Below are 19,713 nucleotides of genomic sequence, written 5' to 3' on the forward strand. Positions count from 1 at the left end.
TTAGTCTAATTTATCAGTAGCAATATGATAGTCAGGGTCTTCAATCACGTTGATTTCAACTAGACTACCCGCTTTGGTCAATAACTTTGTACATTCACTGCTTAAATGTCTTAAGTGCATGGTTTTGCCGCGCGACAAATAACGGTCAGCTAAGGTATCAATCGCTTCAATAGCAGAATGGTCAACAACGCGTGAATTTTTAAATTCTACGATAATGTCGCTACTTGCTTCATCCATATCAAACTGCTCTAAAAAGTTGGCAACCGAACCAAAAAACAACGGTCCTTTAACATCATAAACGGTTGAGCCATGCTCGTTAGTTGAACGATGCACAGTAACGTGTTTTGCGTGTTCCCAAGCAAAAACTAACGCTGAGACAATAACACCAACAACAACAGCAATAGCAAGATCTGAATAAACAGTCACACCTGAGACAAGAATAATCACAAAGGCATCAGCCTTAGGCACTTTGCCTAAAATGCGGAAACTCGACCATTCAAAGGTACCAATAACAACAATAAACATAACGCCGACTAAGGCAGCTAGAGGGATTTGTTCAATTAAACCTGAGGCAAATAAAATAAAGCCAAGTAATGCTAGTGCTGCAGTAATGCCTGATGCTCGACCTCGACCTCCTGAGTTCACGTTGATCATTGATTGACCAATCATTGCACAACCACCCATACCGCCAAAGAAACCCGTAACAGTATTTGCTGCACCCTGTGCAATACATTCTTGGTTACCACGACCACGAGTACCGGTTAACTCATCAATAAGGGTTAACGTTAATAATGATTCAATTAAACCAATCGCTGCTAATACGATAGCGAATGGAAAGATGATTTTTAACATTTCTAAATCAAACGGTACGCTAGGTATGCTAAATGTTGGTAATCCGCCAGCTATAGAAGCAACATCCCCCACTAACTTAGTATCTAGGTTAAGGCCGAAAACTAAGAATGACACAGCAACTATCGCAACCAATGTTGACGGTACCGCTTTAGTTAACTTAGGGAAAAAATGAATAATTGCCATGGTTAAAAGAATTAACCCTGCCATGGTATAAAGAGGTGCCCCTTGCATCCATTCTAATTCACCCGCGTCATTAGTAAATTTGAATTGACCAAGCTGAGCTAAAAATATAACGATAGCTAAACCATTAACAAAGCCAAGCATAACCGGATGGGGTACTAAGCGGATAAACTTACCCAGTTTAAAGATACCAGCAAGAATTTGCAGTAAGCCTGTTAATACCACCGTAGCGAATAAATACTCAACACCATGAATAGCCACTAGACTCACCATGACAACAGCCATAGCACCGGTTGCACCAGAAATCATGCCAGGGCGTCCACCGAAAACAGAGGTAATTAAACCCACCATAAAAGCAGCATATAAACCAACAAGAGGGTCGACACCAGCAACAAATGCAAAAGCAACAGCTTCAGGCACTAGCGCTAAGGCGACGGTAAGTCCTGAAAGAACATCGTTCTTCAGGTTAGAAACTTTACTGGCATGTAATTCGAACATTGCACTCTCATTTTATGGATAGTGGGGTGTAACCTGACGACGTCCTAATAATAGGAAAACTTAACAAGAAGCGTTAATTGACTTATTTGAGGGTATATCAAGGTAAAAGCGCGGGAATACTATAGATTTGCCGTGAAAAAGTCAATAACTAGCCACTTTTATGACTAGTTATTGTTCATATTTCAATGCTATTTATTAGTAGAACTATTAAAACGTTTGATTAGGTTTTGGCTTGAAGCTGACAGCATTGACATTTCGCCACCATTGATTGCTGATAAAATACTGTTGCCTAATTGTTTACCTAATTCAACACCCCATTGGTCAAAAGAATTTAACTGCCAAATAACACCTTGCACAAAAATTTTATGCTCATAAAGTGCAAGCAACGCCCCTAAATTTTCGGGTGTCATTTCTTCAAGTAATAACGTGTTACTAGGCGTATTACCTTTCATGGTTTTATGTGGCGCAAGTGTAGAAATTTCGTCAGGTGTTAAGCCAGCAGCGTCAAGTTCACCTTCAACTTCATTTAAGGTTTTACCGCGCATTAACGCTTCACTTTGCGCAAAACAATTAGCCACTAATACTTGATGATGCTCAGGCAAATTGCTCGCGCCTTTTAAACAGACAATAAAGTCGGTAGGAATAATATCATCGCTTTGATGCATTAATTGCATAAAAGCATGCTGACCATTTGTCCCCTCTTGACCAAAAACAGTGGGGGCGGTTTGCCACGCTAACTTCTCGCCAGTATTAGATACTGACTTACCATTACTTTCCATATCTGTTTGTTGTAGATAACCGGGTAAAGCCCGCAAAGAATGGTCGTACGGTAAAATAGCAAGGCTTGAATACTGCAAAGCATTACGATTCCAAATACCAAGCAGTGCCATTAACACCGGCATATTCTGCTCAAAGGGAGCATTTTGAAAATGCTGGTCCATTTGATAAGCGCCCTGCTTCAGCTTATTGAAATTTTCATTGCCAATCACTAAAGCCAGCGGTAAACCAACAGCAGACCAAAGCGAAAATCGTCCGCCTACCCAATCCCACATCGGAAGAATGTTTTTTTCTAAAACACCAAACTCAGTCGCTTTAACGATATTAGTACTAACCGCAAACCACTGTTTTTCAATAATATCAGTATCAGAAGAATGCTTTAGCATCCAGTTTTTAACCGCAAGCGCATTTAATAATGTTTCTTGGGTGGTAAAAGTTTTAGAAATAACAACGACCAAGGTGGTAGCAACATTCAGCTTAGCGAGTTTCTCTTCAACTGCAGCGCCGTCAACATTGGCAATAACATGGGCATTCAAGCCAGTGGTATGAAAAGTACTTAATGCAGAAAGCGCAACTTTAATACCGTAATAAGAGCCACCAATACCAATCGCGATAATGTCAGTGAATTTTTCACCAGAAGCTGAAAGTAACGTTCCCAAACTAATATCATTAACGATGTCGGCCATGTGCTGCTCAGTGGCAATAACTTCGTCAGCTTGTGCACCTAATATTGCTTGTTTTGTTTCGTCAGGGGCACGAAGAACGGTATGAAGCACGGCACGCTTTTCAGTGTTATTGATAACCTCACCACAGAACTGCGCGTTGATTTTTTCAGCTAAACTAGACTTTTCTGCTAATTCAAAAAGCTGATTAAGTTCTGTTACGTTAATGTTTTGTTTAGAGAAGTCGAGGTATAGACCAGCATTGCTAGTTGAGTATTGCTCAACACGGCTTTGGTCAGTAGAGAACAATGAAACAATTGCCCGAGACTTAGCCGCTTTCGAAAGCGCTGATAAAGAAGATATATCCATATTTATACTTTTCTTATAATAAATTTAAAATAGGTGAAACTCGTCATGCTGATACCGTTATTCTGTGGGATAACAGTAATCCTGATACCATCACCGTCATCCTGAACTTGTTTCAGGATCTGTACTTACAACAACAAAGACCAGATACTGAAATAAATTCAGCATGACGACAGAAGTACTAAACGATTAACGACTCCCTGATACCAATACCGCCATCCTGTTGGATAACCATCATCCTGAACACTACTCCGTCATCCTGAACTTGTTTCAGGATCTGTACTTATAACAACAAAGACCAGATACTGAAATGAATTCAGCATGACGACAAGAGTGCTAAATTATTATCGACTCTCTGATACCAATAACATCGTCCTGCGGGATAACCGTCATCCTGAACTTGTTTCAGGATCTGTACTTATAACAACAAAGATCAGATACTGAAATAAATTCAGCATGACGACAGAAGTACTAAACGACTACCGTCATCCTGATACCAACACCGTCATCCTGGACTTGTTTCAGGATCTGTACTTGCAACAACAAAGACCAGATACTGAAATAAATTCAGCATGACGACAAAAGTGCTAAACGATTAACGACTCCCTGATACCAAAACCGTCACCTAAAGAAATAAACGTCATCCGGTGGGATAACAGTCATCCTCAACACAACACCGTCATCCTGAACTTGTTTCAGGATCTGTACTTGGACAACAAAGACCAGATACTGAAATAAATTCAGCATGACGACGAAAATGCAAAAATGTTAAAGTACAAAAGTGCAAAAATAGTTGTTACTTCATCAAGTCGGTTAAATATGCTCTGAAATCATCAGCTAATTCTGGGTGGCGTAAACCGTATTCAACATTCGCTTTCATATAACCTAGTTTTGAACCACAGTCATGTGACTTACCTGTCATATGGAAAGCTTCAACCGTTTCTTTTTCCATTAACATCGCAATAGCGTCAGTTAATTGAATTTCATCACCAGCACCTGGAGGGGTTAACTTTAATAAATCCCAAATTTTCTCAGAAAGGACATAGCGACCAACAACGGCTAAGTTTGATGGCGCGTCTTCCATCGCTGGTTTTTCAACAATAGCCGTCATAGTTTTTGACTCACCAGGGGCAAGCTCAACACCACCACAATCAACCACACCATAACTACTGACTTGCTCCATTGGCACAGGTTCAACCATAATCTGGCTATAGCCACCCACTTCATCATAACGCGTTAACATCGCCGCTAAATTTTCGGTTTTCAAATCTGCTGTAGCATCATCTAAAATAACATCAGGAAGTACCACAACAAAAGGTTCGTTACCAATAATAGGACGAGCCTTCAATACAGCATGACCCAAGCCCTTCGCTTCGCCTTGACGAACATGCAGTATGGTAACGTCTTTCGGGCAAATAGCTTGAATCTCTTCAAGCAACTGACGCTTAACACGATTTTCTAAAGTCGTTTCAAGTTCAAAAGATTTATCAAAATGATTTTCAATGGCGTTTTTTGAAGAATGGGTAACTAGCACAATTTCTTTAATACCTGCCGCAACACATTCATTAACTATGTATTGGATCATCGGCTTGTCTACAATTGGCAGCATTTCTTTGGGAATTGCTTTAGTTGCTGGCAACATACGAGTACCAAGACCCGCTACTGGAATTACCGCTTTTGTTATTTTATTTGTCATTTTCGTCCCTAAATTTTTACGATAACTAATATTAAAGGGACTTTTAGCAATTGTCACGGTGAAATAAACATTTCCCCCCAACAAATAAAAAATGACATCAATTGATGTCATTTTTATCGTGAAAAAATTTTAGCCTGATATTCTTTGTTTTTTGTAGAACTCTCTATACCAGCTAGTGAACTACTCGGCACTAAAGTACCGAGCTTCTGCAATCTAGCTTTTAACGGCTAGGCTACTTCTTTTTTCTCAGTTCCCACACCAAACTTTGATTGCTCAAAGACTTTCATTTTAGAAGGTGATTTCTGCTGAGTGTTGGGCAACGCCCTAACTAATATCCCATTAGCTATTAACTCTTTTTCGCCGGTGTCTGCCACTGACTTAGCGGCAGAAAAATCTCTACACTGCACTGTGCCGCAGCGCTCACACGCGAAATTTCTGACTCTCAAATCGAATTTATGCTCATGTTTGCATTCGCAACAAATGCCTGACGATTTCACATATCGACCTATTTCATGATACACAGCGCCATTTAATTCAGCCTTGTACTTGGTTAACACTGTGACCATACCCATCACATTATCGTTCACCATTTGGCCATTAAACTGCTGCATTCCTTTCACGTTTAAATCCTCAAACACGATAATATCACTGGTCTTGGCTATCGAACATGATACTTCGTGAGCAAACGCTAAGCGTTGGCGAGAGATTTTTCCGTGAAGTTTATTTAAGCGTGTTTTTGTTTTGTGCCAGCGAGTAGAGCCTTTCTTTCGACGGCTCAACTGGACTTGAATTTGCTTTAATTTGGTTGAAGATTTTTTGAAAGCTTTCGGATTTTTAACGTACCACCCATTTGAACCAACGACGGTGTACTGGCTGTTAATATCATAACCAACAAGCGTTGATAGCAATTGCTTTGCGCTTTTGCACTCAACTTCTTGAGTGAGTGAAACATACCATTTCCCGTGTTTAAATTGCACCGTAGCTGTTTTGATTTTACTGGCTAGTTTTCGATGTAAAACAATCGGCACTTTACCGATTTTAGGAATACTAATAGCCCCTTTTTCAACCCTAATACAATTAGAGTTGTTAACACATCGAAAGCTGTCATCGTGAAGCTTTTTTTGTTTAAAGCTCACTTTGAAAGTAGGAAACTGCTGCAATCGACCTTTTGTGAATGCGTTTTTTAAAGCCGCTTCCAAATCACGAGCTACTTGCTGTGCCGCAGCAGCGTCGAAGGCTTTGAGCCAAAAGAATTCGTCGAACTTTTTCAAGTCACGAATTAACCCCGCCATTTCAGGGTAAAACAAAAACGTTTTATCGTATCGATATCGACGTATATTTTCAGACAGCAACAAGTTCCACAGCCCACGAGCATATGAGCCAAACGCTACGAGTTTAACTTCTTGGTCTACTGTTGGCTTGAGCCGGTAATTGTATCTGAGCGTCCTTTTCATATACTGTATAGCGTACTGTACAAGCAGAGATTGTCAAGAAATTATCGATTCATCTCGGTACTAAAGTACCGAGTTTTCTCGACGGTGCTAATAAAATTTAGAGCCTGATGTAAATTTAATTTTTTGAACATATGAACCGGACACAACCTGCCTAAAAACAAAATAAAGCACTAATAATCAGTAATTTAATCACATTTAAATTTAGAAGCAATAAATATATATATTGAGATAAAGTAAGTGGTAAGAAAAAGATAGCAAGGGATGCCCTGTATTTATCAAAAAGGACGTTTATATGAATAAAGTAATATTATTGCACCGTTGATTTTTCTTTGCAGCTTACATTTTGGAACTCTCGTTCTTTACAAAATGCGAAGACACATATCCCCTAACATAAAAAATAAAGACCATTCCCTTCGATTATTCACTGTTTAGTGACAAATACGTAGATCAACGTCTGTTTTCCTGTGAGATTATTTATAAAAAAATTGAGGTTCTAGTTCACCTTGATACGTGTTTAATTTAATAAATACTCAGCTATTTCACGTTTGATTAATATTTATATTTTTATCTACCTATATTTAGATGAATTAGTTCACACATGAGGGTATTGGCGAATTTCTTGTGAGATTATTTATAACCAAATTAAGGTGCTAATTGACCTTGATACGTGTTTATTTTAATAAATAATCAGTTATTTCACATTTAATGCATATTTAGATGAAGTAATTCACACAATACCGAATAAGAAAACATATTGTCATAAAGCCTAAATATATAAGTTAAATATCGGAGTAAACGTATGAGTTCAAGTAAATCTAATAATAGCGTTTTAAAAAGACCACAAAAAATAAGTAATAACGCGAGTACCAATAAAACAAAAAAGAGGAACAAGAAAAAAGTGATCAATCTAAGCAAATTTAGCTTCATAAAAGACATAAGAGAGTTAAATAAAGCTGAAGAGTACTTTTTAAATATTGCGTTTAACAATCTAACGGCATTCAAGTTGATGATTGAACAATTACAAAAAATCAGCATTGCACTCATAGAATTGGATGGTGAGTATTACCCGGTTCAATATGCTGAATTTTGGTATGTTGCCAAAAAGCAATACCCCGACATAAAAATCAATAGCTATATATCCAGTCAAGTGAATACCTTAGAAGAACTGAAGCAAATACTTGTTTTACATTCTTATTTAACCACTTTTTCTTCAATAAAAATGAGTGAATTAAAATCGATTGAAAAAAACTTAAATGACATTGTTGATCTGGGGTTTAAGTTTAGTCAGCATCAGTACGCAAAAATCCTTGGAATAAATCAATCCTCGTTAAGTATCGCCGCTAAAACGCGTGCAGAAAACACTGATAAATCTACTGGACATAAACAACTTGAACACGATGTTTTTAATCAAAATATTGTGAATGACTTTGACTCAATGTTTGATTGGTAAAAAGGAATAATTTGATGCCCTATCCTAATTATATCGTAAATTCTGAAAAAATAGCGTCAACAGGAATATACGCCAACGTCTATAACTATGATGTTCAGAGAGTTTGGCAAGCATTTAAGCTACCGCCTTTATCTCCTTTATTTGATCGTCTTAGTGAGATACTCCCACTTTTCCACCGAATGTGCTGTGAACTTGTACCCGAAAAAAATGCATATCAAAGAAAGCAGCAAGAGGAGCTAAAAAGCGCTATTGCTCTTTTATTTAAGAATAAGGTGATAGCGACATCAGGTGCCACTAACAAAAGAAAGATAACTCGCCGTGATTTACATGACTTCCTAACTGATCACCCACTTTTTTCGACGCTAGTGTTAATTGCTAGCAATCACCAGAAAAACGAAATTGATCTGCATTGGTGGACATTGCTCACTGCTCGTATTTACTTATTGTTACCTGATGATCTCTATTCCCCATTACTCGCACTCGACAAAGCAAGAGCGTTGAATATAGACATCTCAACGCTCACGAAGCATGTGACAATCGCTGAATTTTATATACTGACTAATTTTGAACTAAAAGCTCAGCTTGTTGTGCTGAATGATATTAGTCCAACGTTCGATACGATTTCTCAGTATCTCGTACGTAAACCACGTATAAATAAAATTAAAAAGAACGGGCTTCAGTGTTTAACTGACCACTCTTTTGATTTCCAAGGTGATCAACTGCAACAGTATCAATTTGTTGATGAAAGTGGAGAAGTTCAACAGTCGTATTTAACACTGAAACCGAGCAAGCCTTTAAGTATAAAGTCGCAACAGCAACACTACCGTCAAAAGCTAGGGGGACTAAAAAGTGCAATACGCAGGCAAAACCTTAAGCTACCACTGAGTCAGAAGGCACTGACACCAAAAGAGCTGGAAGGCTTCCTCACATATAGCTTTCCACAATTGATGGATAACACATTAGATATCATTACACAAAAAGAGTGCTGGTATTGGGTGATCATCTTTCTCGAGTTGTGGCTAGCTCTCCCATATTCTCAGATCAAATCACTGAGGTTATTTAACCAGCGTACAAGGAAAATTATAGATCATGATACACAGCCTGGTTTGCACTACCATTTGACTAATGATGGTCACTGCCATGCTTACTTAGTAATAACACAGTTATTGGTCAAGGGAAAACAAGCACCATCAGCAACATCGAATGTGTACTCTACCAGTAGTGATGATAGGCCTGTGACACTGATCGTTCCCTATCCTCTCCAGCACCTTTTATATATCCCATTAAAGCTAGTCAATGCTACGAAAAGACACGCTAACCCCTTAGTTTATATCTCCAAGATTGATGAACAACAATACCGTAACTGGTTAAAAGAAAAGATAAAAGCTTACAACAGTCATTGCCACCAATATGTCAAGGCTGCTCAAATTCGAAGCTGCTTTCATCACTATATTTCGGGCCGCATTCCAAGTTCTTACTTGGGATGGCAGCAAGGTAGCGCGATGATCCAACATTACTATAGCAACGCGGATAAGCAAACTTTGCAATATACACTCCATAACCAATGGCTGAACTTCATAAAAGAGATTGGGTTCTCTCTCGAAGCGGGTTCACTGATAGGATCTGATGAACTTAGCAAGCCTGAAGGTAAAAACAGTCTGCAAAGTTTTGGGGCGGCACTTTCAGTAAAACAAGATCACCTTAAATTACTCGCTGATTACTTTGAAAATAGCTTTATCAAATACACACAACTTCGCCAAAAGAAATTAAGGCAGGGTATCGAAAAGGTTAGTCAACTCATCACCTGTTATATTGCCTTAAGAGCTTGTTTTAGCGGTGGATTACGGCCAGTAAAACAACCTTTTCCTGCATTCTCAGCGACTAGCCTAGCGCACAGCATTTTTACAACCCAAGATAAAGACGCCCATAAAAATGGCGAACATCGCTTGATCTTTCTCGACAACACGTTGAGCGAAATTTGGAAGCAGTGGACTGACTGGTTTTACAGCTCTTCCTACCTAAATATCTCGGAACAACCTAGCCTAGCGAATTTAAAGAAGGGTCAACCGATAGAAATGAATAAAGAAGTACTTCAAAATGTATTTACAAAACTAAATATTCAACTTGATCCAAACAGCTTTCGTCAAAGCTTATGTACTTTGTGGATAGATAACGACTTACACGCACCGACCTCTGATAAGTTCAACCAACAACACCTCAATTTACAAATGAATCATTTTAAAATCGGACAATCACCACTCGGGCAATACAATTTATGCAGCCCTATTCAACTTGCTGTTCAACAGTCAGTTAAGTTGTCGTCCCTAATGAGCGTATTTAATAAAAGTGACAAAGCATGCCTGTTACTCATTGAAAAACTCATTGACAATGGAAGGGCTCTTTAATGAAACACAAAATAAACGACTATCACAATCATCTTCTCACAGAGCTTGCTGATGAGGATCGCGAGAGAAGAGAGTTGATCACCGAGTTTTTGGCCATCCCTGAAATTCACAAACTATTAATAAAATCTGTTGATAAATGGGCTGCTAATTCGATAGCTACGCTCCCGCGTCTTTTAAGGGACTACATATCGACAGATGCTGAGCTAAGCTGCTTTAACTTATGCATACAAGCGCTTTTTCGTTTGCATCAAAAGCAAGCCCCAAAACTTAAAGCCCCTGCTCAACTGATTTCATCCCCCGTTGACACACCACTTTTTCACGCTGATACATTGCCGATTAATTTAGTTACTCAACTCTGTGAACGTCTCTATCACCCTAACCAGATTGATTTGAACCGTTCAATGAATAACCAACACCAACTTACATTTGGTCGATGGTTGTTACTCTGCGCACTCGAATGCAATATCAATCGTTTATCAGCATTAAATGAACTAGCAGCACTGCCTTTTGATGCTTGGTATTTTTTTGAAGCGGTTCCTGCTATTACTGCATTTTTGCCCAATAGCCACCAGAGAGTTTGGTTAAGACCAATGGGCGCATTACTGCTTCATCACTTAAACAGCTCTGAGCTTCCCCACTTAGATTCAACTAAGAAAATGGCAGGAAAAAATATAGCACAAAAAGCAATCAACACTTATCTCGAGTTTGCGTTTGCTGACTTGAGCGAAGCGTTGAATAAATATCCACTTACCTCCATTTTACGTGATATTGGTTTACTGCAACAACCGGCAGGCTTGCACCAGTATTGGCCAAACGAGCATAGTCTCACTGATGAACAGTTAGTTCACTTATTTACCAATACACCCGTAGAGATCACAGCGTCATCTTCACGAAGCATCACAACGTTAAGACTTCCCTATGAATCAGATAACCAGACAGCTAAGGGAGACAATACAAAAGCAAAGCGTCATGTGAATGGTACGCTCAGACATTATATGACAGTTAATGTAAAAAATGATCATCGTGCAGCAAGCTATCAAGAATGCCTTCGCCAATTAAAAAACTGTCAGCAATGCCCAATGAACCTCGCACTATTAATGGCGATTTCGTGGATCGCCTATTTGTTCGAAAACGGCTCTCCTTGGACAGAAAAGCTAGCCGCGAGGTCTTTATTAACATATTTTTCTGACGTTAATCAATTTATTCAAACAGCCTTCGGTACCTATGACTTTAGGAGGCTTAGTACAAATAACCTTAACAAACAGAGCCAAGCAGCAATTGATCAGATCTCATGCAGTAAACGCCAATTAACCTGCGTACGCTTTTTGCACTTCATCAATCGATTTAATGAGTTACCGACTATCGATATTGAACAAATCAATTTAACACATCGCGATGGTCGGGTACGCACTAACTACTTAAGTCCTCGTCAATTCGACCTAATTTGTGAGAAATTTAAAACAGGAAAAGGGATTTTTGAACAGCAAATCACCTTGTTTATGCAGCTTTGCTATTACGGGTGCTTTCGTGAAGATGATGTACTGAGTTTAAAGGTTGGGGATATTGATTTTGAGTGTGGACTCATTAACATCACACCAGATAAAAAACGAAAGTCTTTGCAAAGCGTTCGGAAGTTTCCATTATGCATGTTGAGCGATGATGTATTGAGACAGTTGATCACGCTATACCAACAGAGATTAAATATCACAGGAAAAGAGGCATTACTTTTTGACGAATGGCCGTATCACACACTCGAGCAACAATTCATCACTTTTTTAAGAAAAGAAACCTTAGATGATACCTGGGTAACACATTTACTTCGTCATTGTGGAGCGAACAATGCCCTACTCACTTTTTCACTACTTACGGGACTGATAAGCTATTTGCCGAGCGCATTTGAACACCCGTTATTTTCCAAGGAAAAGTTAACACATATTAAAGCCTTTTTTAGTGCACTAGGCACTACCTTTGATTTAACTTTTCCGGTGCTAGATGCAATTGCTTTACTGGTTGGGCATGCAGGCCCTGCAACCACCTTAGGTAATTATTTACACTTAGTAGATTATGTTATTTTTCAACAATCAAAAACGGAATACACTGTATCGAAACCAGAATTACTACACTGCGTTAGCGCTAACTTAAAGTACGGGTTTAATCTTGCCAAAAAATTAAGTACACCATCAAAACAAACAAAAAAATGTGTTTGGCTGTTAAAAAACGAAACACTTCGATGGGTCATAACAAAATACAATAAAGTACCAAACTTTTATAAGGCAAAGGTTAAACCTCATCTATCAACAAACATGCTAACGCCAGACAATAATCTATGCTTTAGCCGTTTTACTCAGCAGCTATCCTTAGCTTCTCAAGGTCTCAATGATACGCAATTGGCGCCATGGATGATGGTGTTCATCGAAAAAACATCGGAACTTCCATCACCGTTAACACTTTCAACGAATCAATACATCCCTTGGTTAAAACTTAGTCAGCATCTCGACTGGCGGATAAATGACTTTACGAGCATTGAAGTAACCGCATTACGTCAATTACAACACAAATTAAAAATAAACATGCCAATTAATAATATCAGAGAGTTAAAGCGACACTTAAACGCCTTAAATGCCATAGACATCGATAAACACTATCCAATAACAATGTCAGGAAAGGACAGTGTTCAGCTCAACTCTTGGAAAGACATGATAGATAAAACAGGCCGTCCATGTCGAATAACTGAAGGTACATCAAAATCGGCAACGGCAACGGCAGCGCTACGACCTTACCGTCTCAATTGGGCTCTGTGGTTCATATTACCGGAAATAATCGACTTAATTTTAGCTTACCTGACTTTTACAGAAAGTGTATTTACACGCTCAATGGTGAAATAAACAATGCTCATAACCTTACCTTCAAACTTACCTACTCAGCTTCAAAAATTCTCAACGATTGCCGTGCCAAACACGGCTGAAAATCGTCAGGCTGATCAAATCAATAGTGGCTTTATACTATTAACCATTGATTGCGAAAATAAAGTATTAAGGCTTACCACAAGCACCCTTTCATCAACAGGCATTCAAGGCTCCGTAGACTTACATATTAACTGCATTAATCCAGCCTCCTCAGATAATAAACAGTTGTTCGTTGACGCGAGTAAATTTATTGGTTTTATTAAACAGTGTGAATTAATGGCGACACAACAAAGCAACGCCTTAATTGTTATCAACATCATGGCCGATGAAAAACGGATGAGTTTTTCTATCAAGCAAAAAGAAACCACCGACCAAGCCAATATTATTTCTGACCGGCTAAATGAAGAAAAAAGGCAAAAAAACTCGATTGTTTTTCCTAAGCATAGTCTTCACTATATTGATGTAGATGATAACAACCTAGCATTATACGACTTTAACTTTTCAGAAAAAATCACATTAAGAAACATCGATGTGAACAATTTTACGGCTGCATTTAATAACACACTCACTGTAGCCAAACACAACTACCAAGCCAATGGACAAACAATATTAGGTACGCATGAATTTTATCTTCACGTGACTCAAAAAAACAACCTTGGCCTCTACGCTCTAAGTAGCGTTTGTTTAGGCGTTGAAGTGTTACCTTTATCACAAGGGGGAGTTGATGAAGAGTTTCTTGTCTCTCTTGGTATTAAAACCGCTTCAACGCTACTAAAACTGTGCGGTGATGCACACCAGATAACAATTGCGCGAGACCACAACCAACTACTTTTTAAAATTGATAGTGCTTTGTTAAGAGTCAACACGATTTCACAAAAAAAAGAAATTTCTGCAATCGTGTCGCAGCTTAACATCGCCAACCATCACGCAGATTGTAAAATTGAAAATGTGAAGCAAATGCTCACTCAATTTATCAGTGACGATAAAAAACACAGCATGATAGTATTTGAATCTACACATAAACCATCAACTCAAATACTTCCTTTTAAAGTGACTACTCGATATAACTGCAGCTTTAATAATGCCAGTACACCAGAATCAGAAGTTGTGCTAATAAGCCCATCACCGTTCAAGACTTCACAAACTTACAGTTATAATCTCGCCGCTTTTGATAACGCAGTGTCAGCATTTACCTCAACGGATATTTCTTGCCAGTGGGCTGTTGACGATATAGGCCACTTGCTCATCAAACAGGAAGGTATACAACATAAAAAATTCTATAAGTTGATTGCGATAAAGAAGTAGTGATAGATAATAGGACTTAATGAAGCTAATAAAAGCACAAAAACCTGATACTGAAATAAATTCAGCATGACGGTAAAGTTACACTAGCCGATCAATTCAGTCGAATGAGCTCGAAAATCATCAGTCAACTCAACACCAAATGACATCGTTTCTTCATGAAAATAATATTCTAAAAATCTATTTTCTACTTATTGTAAAATGCTCGATACCACTTAACGAATTCAGCAACACCTTTGGCGACAGACACTTGTGATTTGTAACCTGCAGCGTCAAATAAGTCATCAACTTCTGCATAGGTTTGATAAACATCACCCGCTTGCATTTCACGAAAGTTTTTCGTAGCTTCAATGCCCAGTTCATCTTCAATGGCCTTAACAAAGCCCATCAAATTAATAGGTGAGCCATGGCCTATGTTATAAATAGCATACGGTGCAGAACTAGAAGCAGCAGAACCACTTTCTACTTTCCAAGTAGGATCACGCACTGGAACAACATCAGCGATGCGCACAATACCTTCAACAATATCGTCTACATGGGTAAAGTCACGCCACATATCACCATTATTGTTAATATCAATAATATCGCCATCTAAAATTTTCTTAGTGAAAATATAGGGCGCCATATCAGGTCGTCCCCATGAACCATAAACGGTGAAAAATCTTAACCCCGTAGTTGGCACGTCATACAGATGCGAATAACTATGAGCCATCAATTCATTAGATTTTTTGGTTGCTGCATAAAGCGATACTGGGTGGTCAACTGAGTCGCTCGTCGAAAATGGCGTTTTATTGTTCAAACCATAAACTGAACTAGAAGAAGCATAGATCAAATGTTTAATATTATTGTTTCTACAACCTTCAAGAATGGTTAAGTGACCAATTAAATTTGAGTCAGCATAAGCCATAGGATTCTCGATTGAATACCTAACACCCGCCTGTGCCGCTAAGTGAACAACACGATCAAACTTTTCATCGGTAAATAATGTCGCTATCCCTTCACGTTCGGTAAGATCTAACTTTATAAATCTAAAAACACCATTATCATTTGTGGTATTTTTAACAGTAAACTTATCTAATTCCGCTAAACGGGCGAGCTTAAGGTTAACATCGTAATAATCATTTAAATTATCAATACCAACAACATCATGCCCTTGCGCGCACAATCGTTTTGTTAGGTGAAAACCTATAAATCCGGCTGCACCGGTCACTAAATATTTCATAAAGCACTCTTAATCTTTTACATATAAAATTTGATAACAAATCGCCACTAACTAGTCACTGCCAAAAAGATCACGGGTATAAACTTTATCGGCAACGTCAACTAATTCATCATCCATGCGATTGGATACAATAACATCTGAAATAGCTTTAAACGCTTCAAGATCGTTATATACTTTAGAATGAAAAAACTCAGCCTCTTCTAACACGGGTTCATAGATAACCACTTCAATACCTTTGGCTTTGATGCGTTTCATAATCCCTTGAATAGATGAAGATCTGAAGTTGTCTGAACCACTTTTCATGATCAAACGATAGACACCAACCACTTTCGGTTTTTTATTAATAATAGAATCAGCAATAAAATCTTTTCGCGTAGTATTGGAATCAACAATAGCACTGATCAGATTATTAGGCACATCTTGATAATTAGCTAATAACTGCTTGGTATCTTTAGGTAAGCAATAACCGCCGTAACCAAAAGAAGGGTTGTTATAATGACTACCAATACGAGGGTCTAATCCTACCCCTTCAATAATTTCCTTAGCATTTAAACCATGAGTTTCAGCATAAGAATCTAATTCATTAAAATAAGAAACGCGCATCGCAAGGTAAGTATTCGAAAAAAGCTTAACGGCCTCTGCTTCGGTAGAGTCGGTAAACAAAATATCAATATTTTGTTTTATCGCCCCTTGTACTAATAAATTAGCAAATATAGTTGCTCGCTCTGACTTTTCACCAACAATAATACGTGAAGGATGTAAGTTATCAAAAAGCGCACGGCCTTCTCGTAAAAATTCAGGTGAAAACATTATATTTTCACAACCCAACTCTTCTTTAATTCGAGCCGTATAGCCAACAGGTACAGTGGACTTAATTACCATAACTGCTGATGGGTTAATTACCATTACATCTTTGATAACCGCTTCAACACTTTTTGTGTTGAAAGTATTGGTTACAGTATCGTAATCAGTTGGCGTGGCAATAATCACATAGTCTGCATTTTTATAGGCAAATTCTTTATCGAGGGTTGCCGTAAAATCCAACGTTTTATTTTGTAAGAAATCTTCAATTTCAACATCAGAAATTGGCGATTTCTTATTTTTTAACAAGTCCACTTTTTCTTTGATTATATCAACTGCAATAACTTTGTTGTGTTGTGCTAATAACATAGAATTTGATAAGCCTACGTAACCTGTTCCTGCAATAGTGATGTTCATATTATTCCTATTAATTCCTATTGATTTCTATTGATTTCTATTTTTATAATTAATAAAATCTATAAACAAATAAACAACAAAAGACGGGTAACTAATTAGCACTCTTTTAATTGTTCTAGGTTCAACAATAAACCTGTATGCCCACCTCAAATTCAGTCGATTTATATACTTCGGATAAAAATCAATTCTTTTTGTTGTTTGAGAAATAAAGGCACCACATGTAAAAATATAACCGTTTATAAAAGGTGTTAACTTTGAGGCTACAACTTCTTGTTTACGCCCTCCCAATCCTAAAATAACGATATCAGGCTTATCTTTTATAATTTCATCTTTGACTTTAGAAAAATCGTCATCAGAAAAATAACCATTACGTTTCCCAGCTATTTGTAAGTTTTTATATTTACTCTGTATTATTTGACAGAACTTATTCACATCTTCATCAGCCCCACCGCAAAAAAACAAAGTCAGCCCTTCTTTCTCTGCCTTTTCAAACACTTGAGGTGCTAACGAAGTCATATCAAAGCTCTGGCGTTTGGGCACATTAATGCCAAACAACTTCAAGAATGAAGACATAAATATGCCGTCAAACCTAACTCCATCTACATTCTCAATTAAATCCATATTCTTTCTAAAGTAGTTATAAGTAGATGGGTTTAAGTAAATAACACTGCCCTTCTCATTATTTATAAGCATCTCTTCAACATTAACAATTTTTTCTTTTATAAAAGTAAACATTAGTCATTATCTCTATTTAATTTAATACTCATCTCAACAGCATGCTATCGCGATTATTTTAATTTTTTATTGCCACTTTTATTAACATGTTACCGATAGGGCTATCCATAAACTTCTTTGTTAACATCTTTGAACCGGTCATATTTAAATGATGACTATCAAAATAATAAGGTAGTCCCTCATCAGTAAATAATGGTAGCTCTTGATTATTTCCTGTGAATACCTGTAAATCTAAATAAAATACATTTTCATATCTTCCAGCAATATTTTTGACTTTTTTATTAGCTAAAACATATGAATTATCAAGTTTATTTACAAACTTTTTATTAAACCAATTTATTGCAGTAGACCTTAGGTATTCCTGAGGTACATTATTAATGTAACTAGGAATTTGAGGAAATATTATAATTTTATGCGCCCGTTTAGAAAATGTGTCTAATGCTTCTTTAGTTTCATGAAGCCACTCTGTATTAGCATCCCACCTGGCTGCTAAAAACACAAATTGAACCTTATTATTATCAACTATTCTTTTAACTTCAGTCCGAAAAGCTTTACATAGTGCAGGATTTCCTCCCAAATTTTCACTACTAGTAGTATATAAACTCGGGAAACAATTAGAGGTGATAAAAGTTGCTATTTTAAGACCCTTTTTATTTCCAATATGGTTAACTAAATATTGATAATGACCGGCATGTGAATCACCAATAAAAATGGCATTAATGTCTCCGTCTTCAATACCTAGAGAACAAGCGAGAGACTCTTTATGATTCATTACAGAATCAGTCTGATAACACCAACCTTTGGAAACCGTTGGCATTTCTAATATTTGCTTAACCTTTAAGTATTTGATATTACCTATTAGCCTTTTATCAAAACCATCATTTACAATTATCAATATGCTAAGAGAAAAAACAATTAACGACGGAATTGCAAAGATATGAATAAACGCTGAAACATCTGACAGTTGCACTCTTCGAAGTCTCTTTTCTACAAAATGCCAGGTCAATATAGCCAAAACAGTGGTCAATAAAATGACCCCTCCACCTAAAACATAATCAAGATCGTAATTAAGGTAATTAATATAAGCGATTATTGGCCAATGCCATAAATACATTGGATAGGAAATTAGTCCTATAAATACCAAAAGTTTCGATGATAAAACTTTGCTAACAAGTGTCGTAGAAGCACTTCCAGATAATATGATAAGTGCAGCACCTAAACATGGCCATAAAGAGTTTAATCCCGGAAAAACAGATGTTTTTGACAAGCTAAAAGCAGGAACTAAGATTAAAACACCACCGAAAATAGAAAGGTACTTTGCTAAAGAAGGTTTTAACCTAAAACCTGAAGCAAGAGTAAGTGCAAGTAAAGCTCCAATCAATAACTCTCCGGCTCTAGTCAATAAGAAATAATATGCTGCATTGGGTTTATGAATAGCGGCCCATTCTGAAAATATAAAAAGACATATTACAGCCACTAGAGTCAGAGGGATAATGGACTTATTCGCTCTTGATTTTAAAATGAATAGCAAAAAAAAGGGCCAAATAAAATAGAATTGCTCTTCTAAAGACAAAGACCAAATGTGTAAGAGAGGCATCTCACCAGTACTGGAATTAAAATAACCACCAGTTACTTTCCAGAAAAACATATTGGCAAAAAACATACTCGACGCTAAAAAACTTTTACCTAATGCAATAAAGTCATTTGGCAACAGAAGAAAAAAACCTATCAATAATGTAGTGAAAATAACGACATAAAATGAGGGTAGAATTCGCTTAATTCTTTTTACATAGAAATTAAACAATTTAAATTCATTTTTTTGAATATCTTTATTAATTATTGACGTAATTAAAAAACCAGATATAACAAAAAAAACATCGACACCTACAAACCCACCACTTATAACTTTGAAACCTGCGTGGTAAAAAATAACAAGTAATACTGCAATAGCTCTTAATCCGTCAATATCTGGTCTATATTTTAAACTCAT

The 19,713-nt window shown here is 37.3% G+C and carries 12 protein-coding genes; 4 read left to right on the plus strand and 8 right to left on the minus strand.

Annotated features, from left to right (window positions below; genetic code table 11):
• From H4J70_RS15150 to H4J70_RS15165, 4 genes are all read right to left on the minus strand, one after another.
• On the minus strand, positions 1 to 1,530 hold the full coding sequence (locus tag H4J70_RS15150; protein ID WP_182217332.1) for a SulP family inorganic anion transporter: 1,530 nt from the start codon (positions 1,528 to 1,530) through the stop codon (positions 1 to 3).
• A 188-nt stretch (positions 1,531 to 1,718) separates the two neighbouring features.
• Complete coding sequence (pgi, locus tag H4J70_RS15155) at positions 1,719 to 3,338, minus strand: glucose-6-phosphate isomerase (protein WP_182251361.1); 1,620 nt, start codon at positions 3,336 to 3,338, stop codon at positions 1,719 to 1,721.
• Positions 3,339 to 4,131: 793 nt separating this feature from the next.
• The gene (galU, locus tag H4J70_RS15160; RefSeq protein WP_182221000.1) at positions 4,132 to 5,031 is read right to left on the minus strand and encodes a UTP--glucose-1-phosphate uridylyltransferase GalU; all 900 of its coding nucleotides are present in this window, start codon (positions 5,029 to 5,031) and stop codon (positions 4,132 to 4,134) included.
• Positions 5,032 to 5,258: 227 nt separating this feature from the next.
• Positions 5,259 to 6,485 carry an RNA-guided endonuclease TnpB family protein gene (locus tag H4J70_RS15165; RefSeq protein ID WP_182251362.1) on the minus strand — a complete coding sequence of 409 codons (1,227 nt, stop codon included), beginning with the start codon at positions 6,483 to 6,485 and terminating at the stop codon, positions 5,259 to 5,261.
• Positions 6,486 to 7,284: 799 nt separating this feature from the next.
• On the opposite strand from H4J70_RS15165, the gene H4J70_RS15170 reads away from it, so the two are divergent.
• From H4J70_RS15170 to H4J70_RS15185, 4 genes are read left to right on the plus strand one after another with little or no spacing between them, the layout of a single operon-like run.
• Positions 7,285 to 7,935, plus strand: coding sequence for a hypothetical protein (locus H4J70_RS15170; RefSeq protein WP_182251363.1), 651 nt, complete (start codon positions 7,285 to 7,287; stop codon positions 7,933 to 7,935).
• A gap of 14 nt (positions 7,936 to 7,949) precedes the next feature.
• On the plus strand, positions 7,950 to 10,340 hold the full coding sequence (locus H4J70_RS15175) for a hypothetical protein (protein WP_182251364.1): 2,391 nt from the start codon (positions 7,950 to 7,952) through the stop codon (positions 10,338 to 10,340).
• Positions 10,340 to 13,225, plus strand: coding sequence for a site-specific integrase (locus tag H4J70_RS15180; RefSeq protein ID WP_182251365.1), 2,886 nt, complete (start codon positions 10,340 to 10,342; stop codon positions 13,223 to 13,225). The genes H4J70_RS15175 and H4J70_RS15180 overlap by 1 nt, the downstream gene beginning before the upstream one ends.
• Before the next feature lie 3 nt (positions 13,226 to 13,228).
• On the plus strand, positions 13,229 to 14,551 hold the full coding sequence (locus tag H4J70_RS15185; RefSeq protein ID WP_182251366.1) for a hypothetical protein: 1,323 nt from the start codon (positions 13,229 to 13,231) through the stop codon (positions 14,549 to 14,551).
• 184 nt (positions 14,552 to 14,735) lie between these two features.
• On the opposite strand, the gene H4J70_RS15190 is transcribed toward H4J70_RS15185, so the two are convergent.
• From H4J70_RS15190 to H4J70_RS15205, 4 genes are read right to left on the minus strand one after another with little or no spacing between them, the layout of a single operon-like run.
• Positions 14,736 to 15,770 (minus strand): NAD-dependent epimerase/dehydratase family protein, encoded by a 1,035-nt coding sequence (locus H4J70_RS15190; protein WP_182251367.1) that lies wholly within the window; start codon positions 15,768 to 15,770, stop codon positions 14,736 to 14,738.
• Positions 15,771 to 15,821: 51 nt separating this feature from the next.
• On the minus strand, positions 15,822 to 16,988 hold the full coding sequence (locus H4J70_RS15195; protein WP_182251368.1) for a nucleotide sugar dehydrogenase: 1,167 nt from the start codon (positions 16,986 to 16,988) through the stop codon (positions 15,822 to 15,824).
• Positions 16,989 to 17,015: 27 nt separating this feature from the next.
• Positions 17,016 to 17,723, minus strand: coding sequence for a WecB/TagA/CpsF family glycosyltransferase (locus H4J70_RS15200; RefSeq protein WP_182251369.1), 708 nt, complete (start codon positions 17,721 to 17,723; stop codon positions 17,016 to 17,018).
• Positions 17,724 to 17,781: 58 nt separating this feature from the next.
• Positions 17,782 to 19,713, minus strand: coding sequence for an acyltransferase family protein (locus H4J70_RS15205; RefSeq protein WP_182251370.1), 1,932 nt, complete (start codon positions 19,711 to 19,713; stop codon positions 17,782 to 17,784).

The sequence above is a fragment of the Colwellia sp. BRX8-9 genome, assembly GCF_014077245.1.
GTDB lineage: Bacteria > Pseudomonadota > Gammaproteobacteria > Enterobacterales > Alteromonadaceae > Colwellia_A.

Coding starts and splice junctions, on each gene's coding strand:
- H4J70_RS15150 (WP_182217332.1), bottom strand. CDS start 1,530: ATGTTCGAATTACATGCCAGTAAAGTTTCTAACCTGAAGAACGATGTT.
- pgi (WP_182251361.1), bottom strand. CDS start 3,338: ATGGATATATCTTCTTTATCAGCGCTTTCGAAAGCGGCTAAGTCTCGG.
- galU (WP_182221000.1), bottom strand. CDS start 5,031: ATGACAAATAAAATAACAAAAGCGGTAATTCCAGTAGCGGGTCTTGGT.
- H4J70_RS15165 (WP_182251362.1), bottom strand. CDS start 6,485: ATGAAAAGGACGCTCAGATACAATTACCGGCTCAAGCCAACAGTAGAC.
- H4J70_RS15170 (WP_182251363.1), top strand. CDS start 7,285: ATGAGTTCAAGTAAATCTAATAATAGCGTTTTAAAAAGACCACAAAAA.
- H4J70_RS15175 (WP_182251364.1), top strand. CDS start 7,950: ATGCCCTATCCTAATTATATCGTAAATTCTGAAAAAATAGCGTCAACA.
- H4J70_RS15180 (WP_182251365.1), top strand. CDS start 10,340: ATGAAACACAAAATAAACGACTATCACAATCATCTTCTCACAGAGCTT.
- H4J70_RS15185 (WP_182251366.1), top strand. CDS start 13,229: ATGCTCATAACCTTACCTTCAAACTTACCTACTCAGCTTCAAAAATTC.
- H4J70_RS15190 (WP_182251367.1), bottom strand. CDS start 15,770: ATGAAATATTTAGTGACCGGTGCAGCCGGATTTATAGGTTTTCACCTA.
- H4J70_RS15195 (WP_182251368.1), bottom strand. CDS start 16,988: ATGAACATCACTATTGCAGGAACAGGTTACGTAGGCTTATCAAATTCT.
- H4J70_RS15200 (WP_182251369.1), bottom strand. CDS start 17,723: ATGTTTACTTTTATAAAAGAAAAAATTGTTAATGTTGAAGAGATGCTT.
- H4J70_RS15205 (WP_182251370.1), bottom strand. CDS start 19,713: ATGAGTTTAAAATATAGACCAGATATTGACGGATTAAGAGCTATTGCA.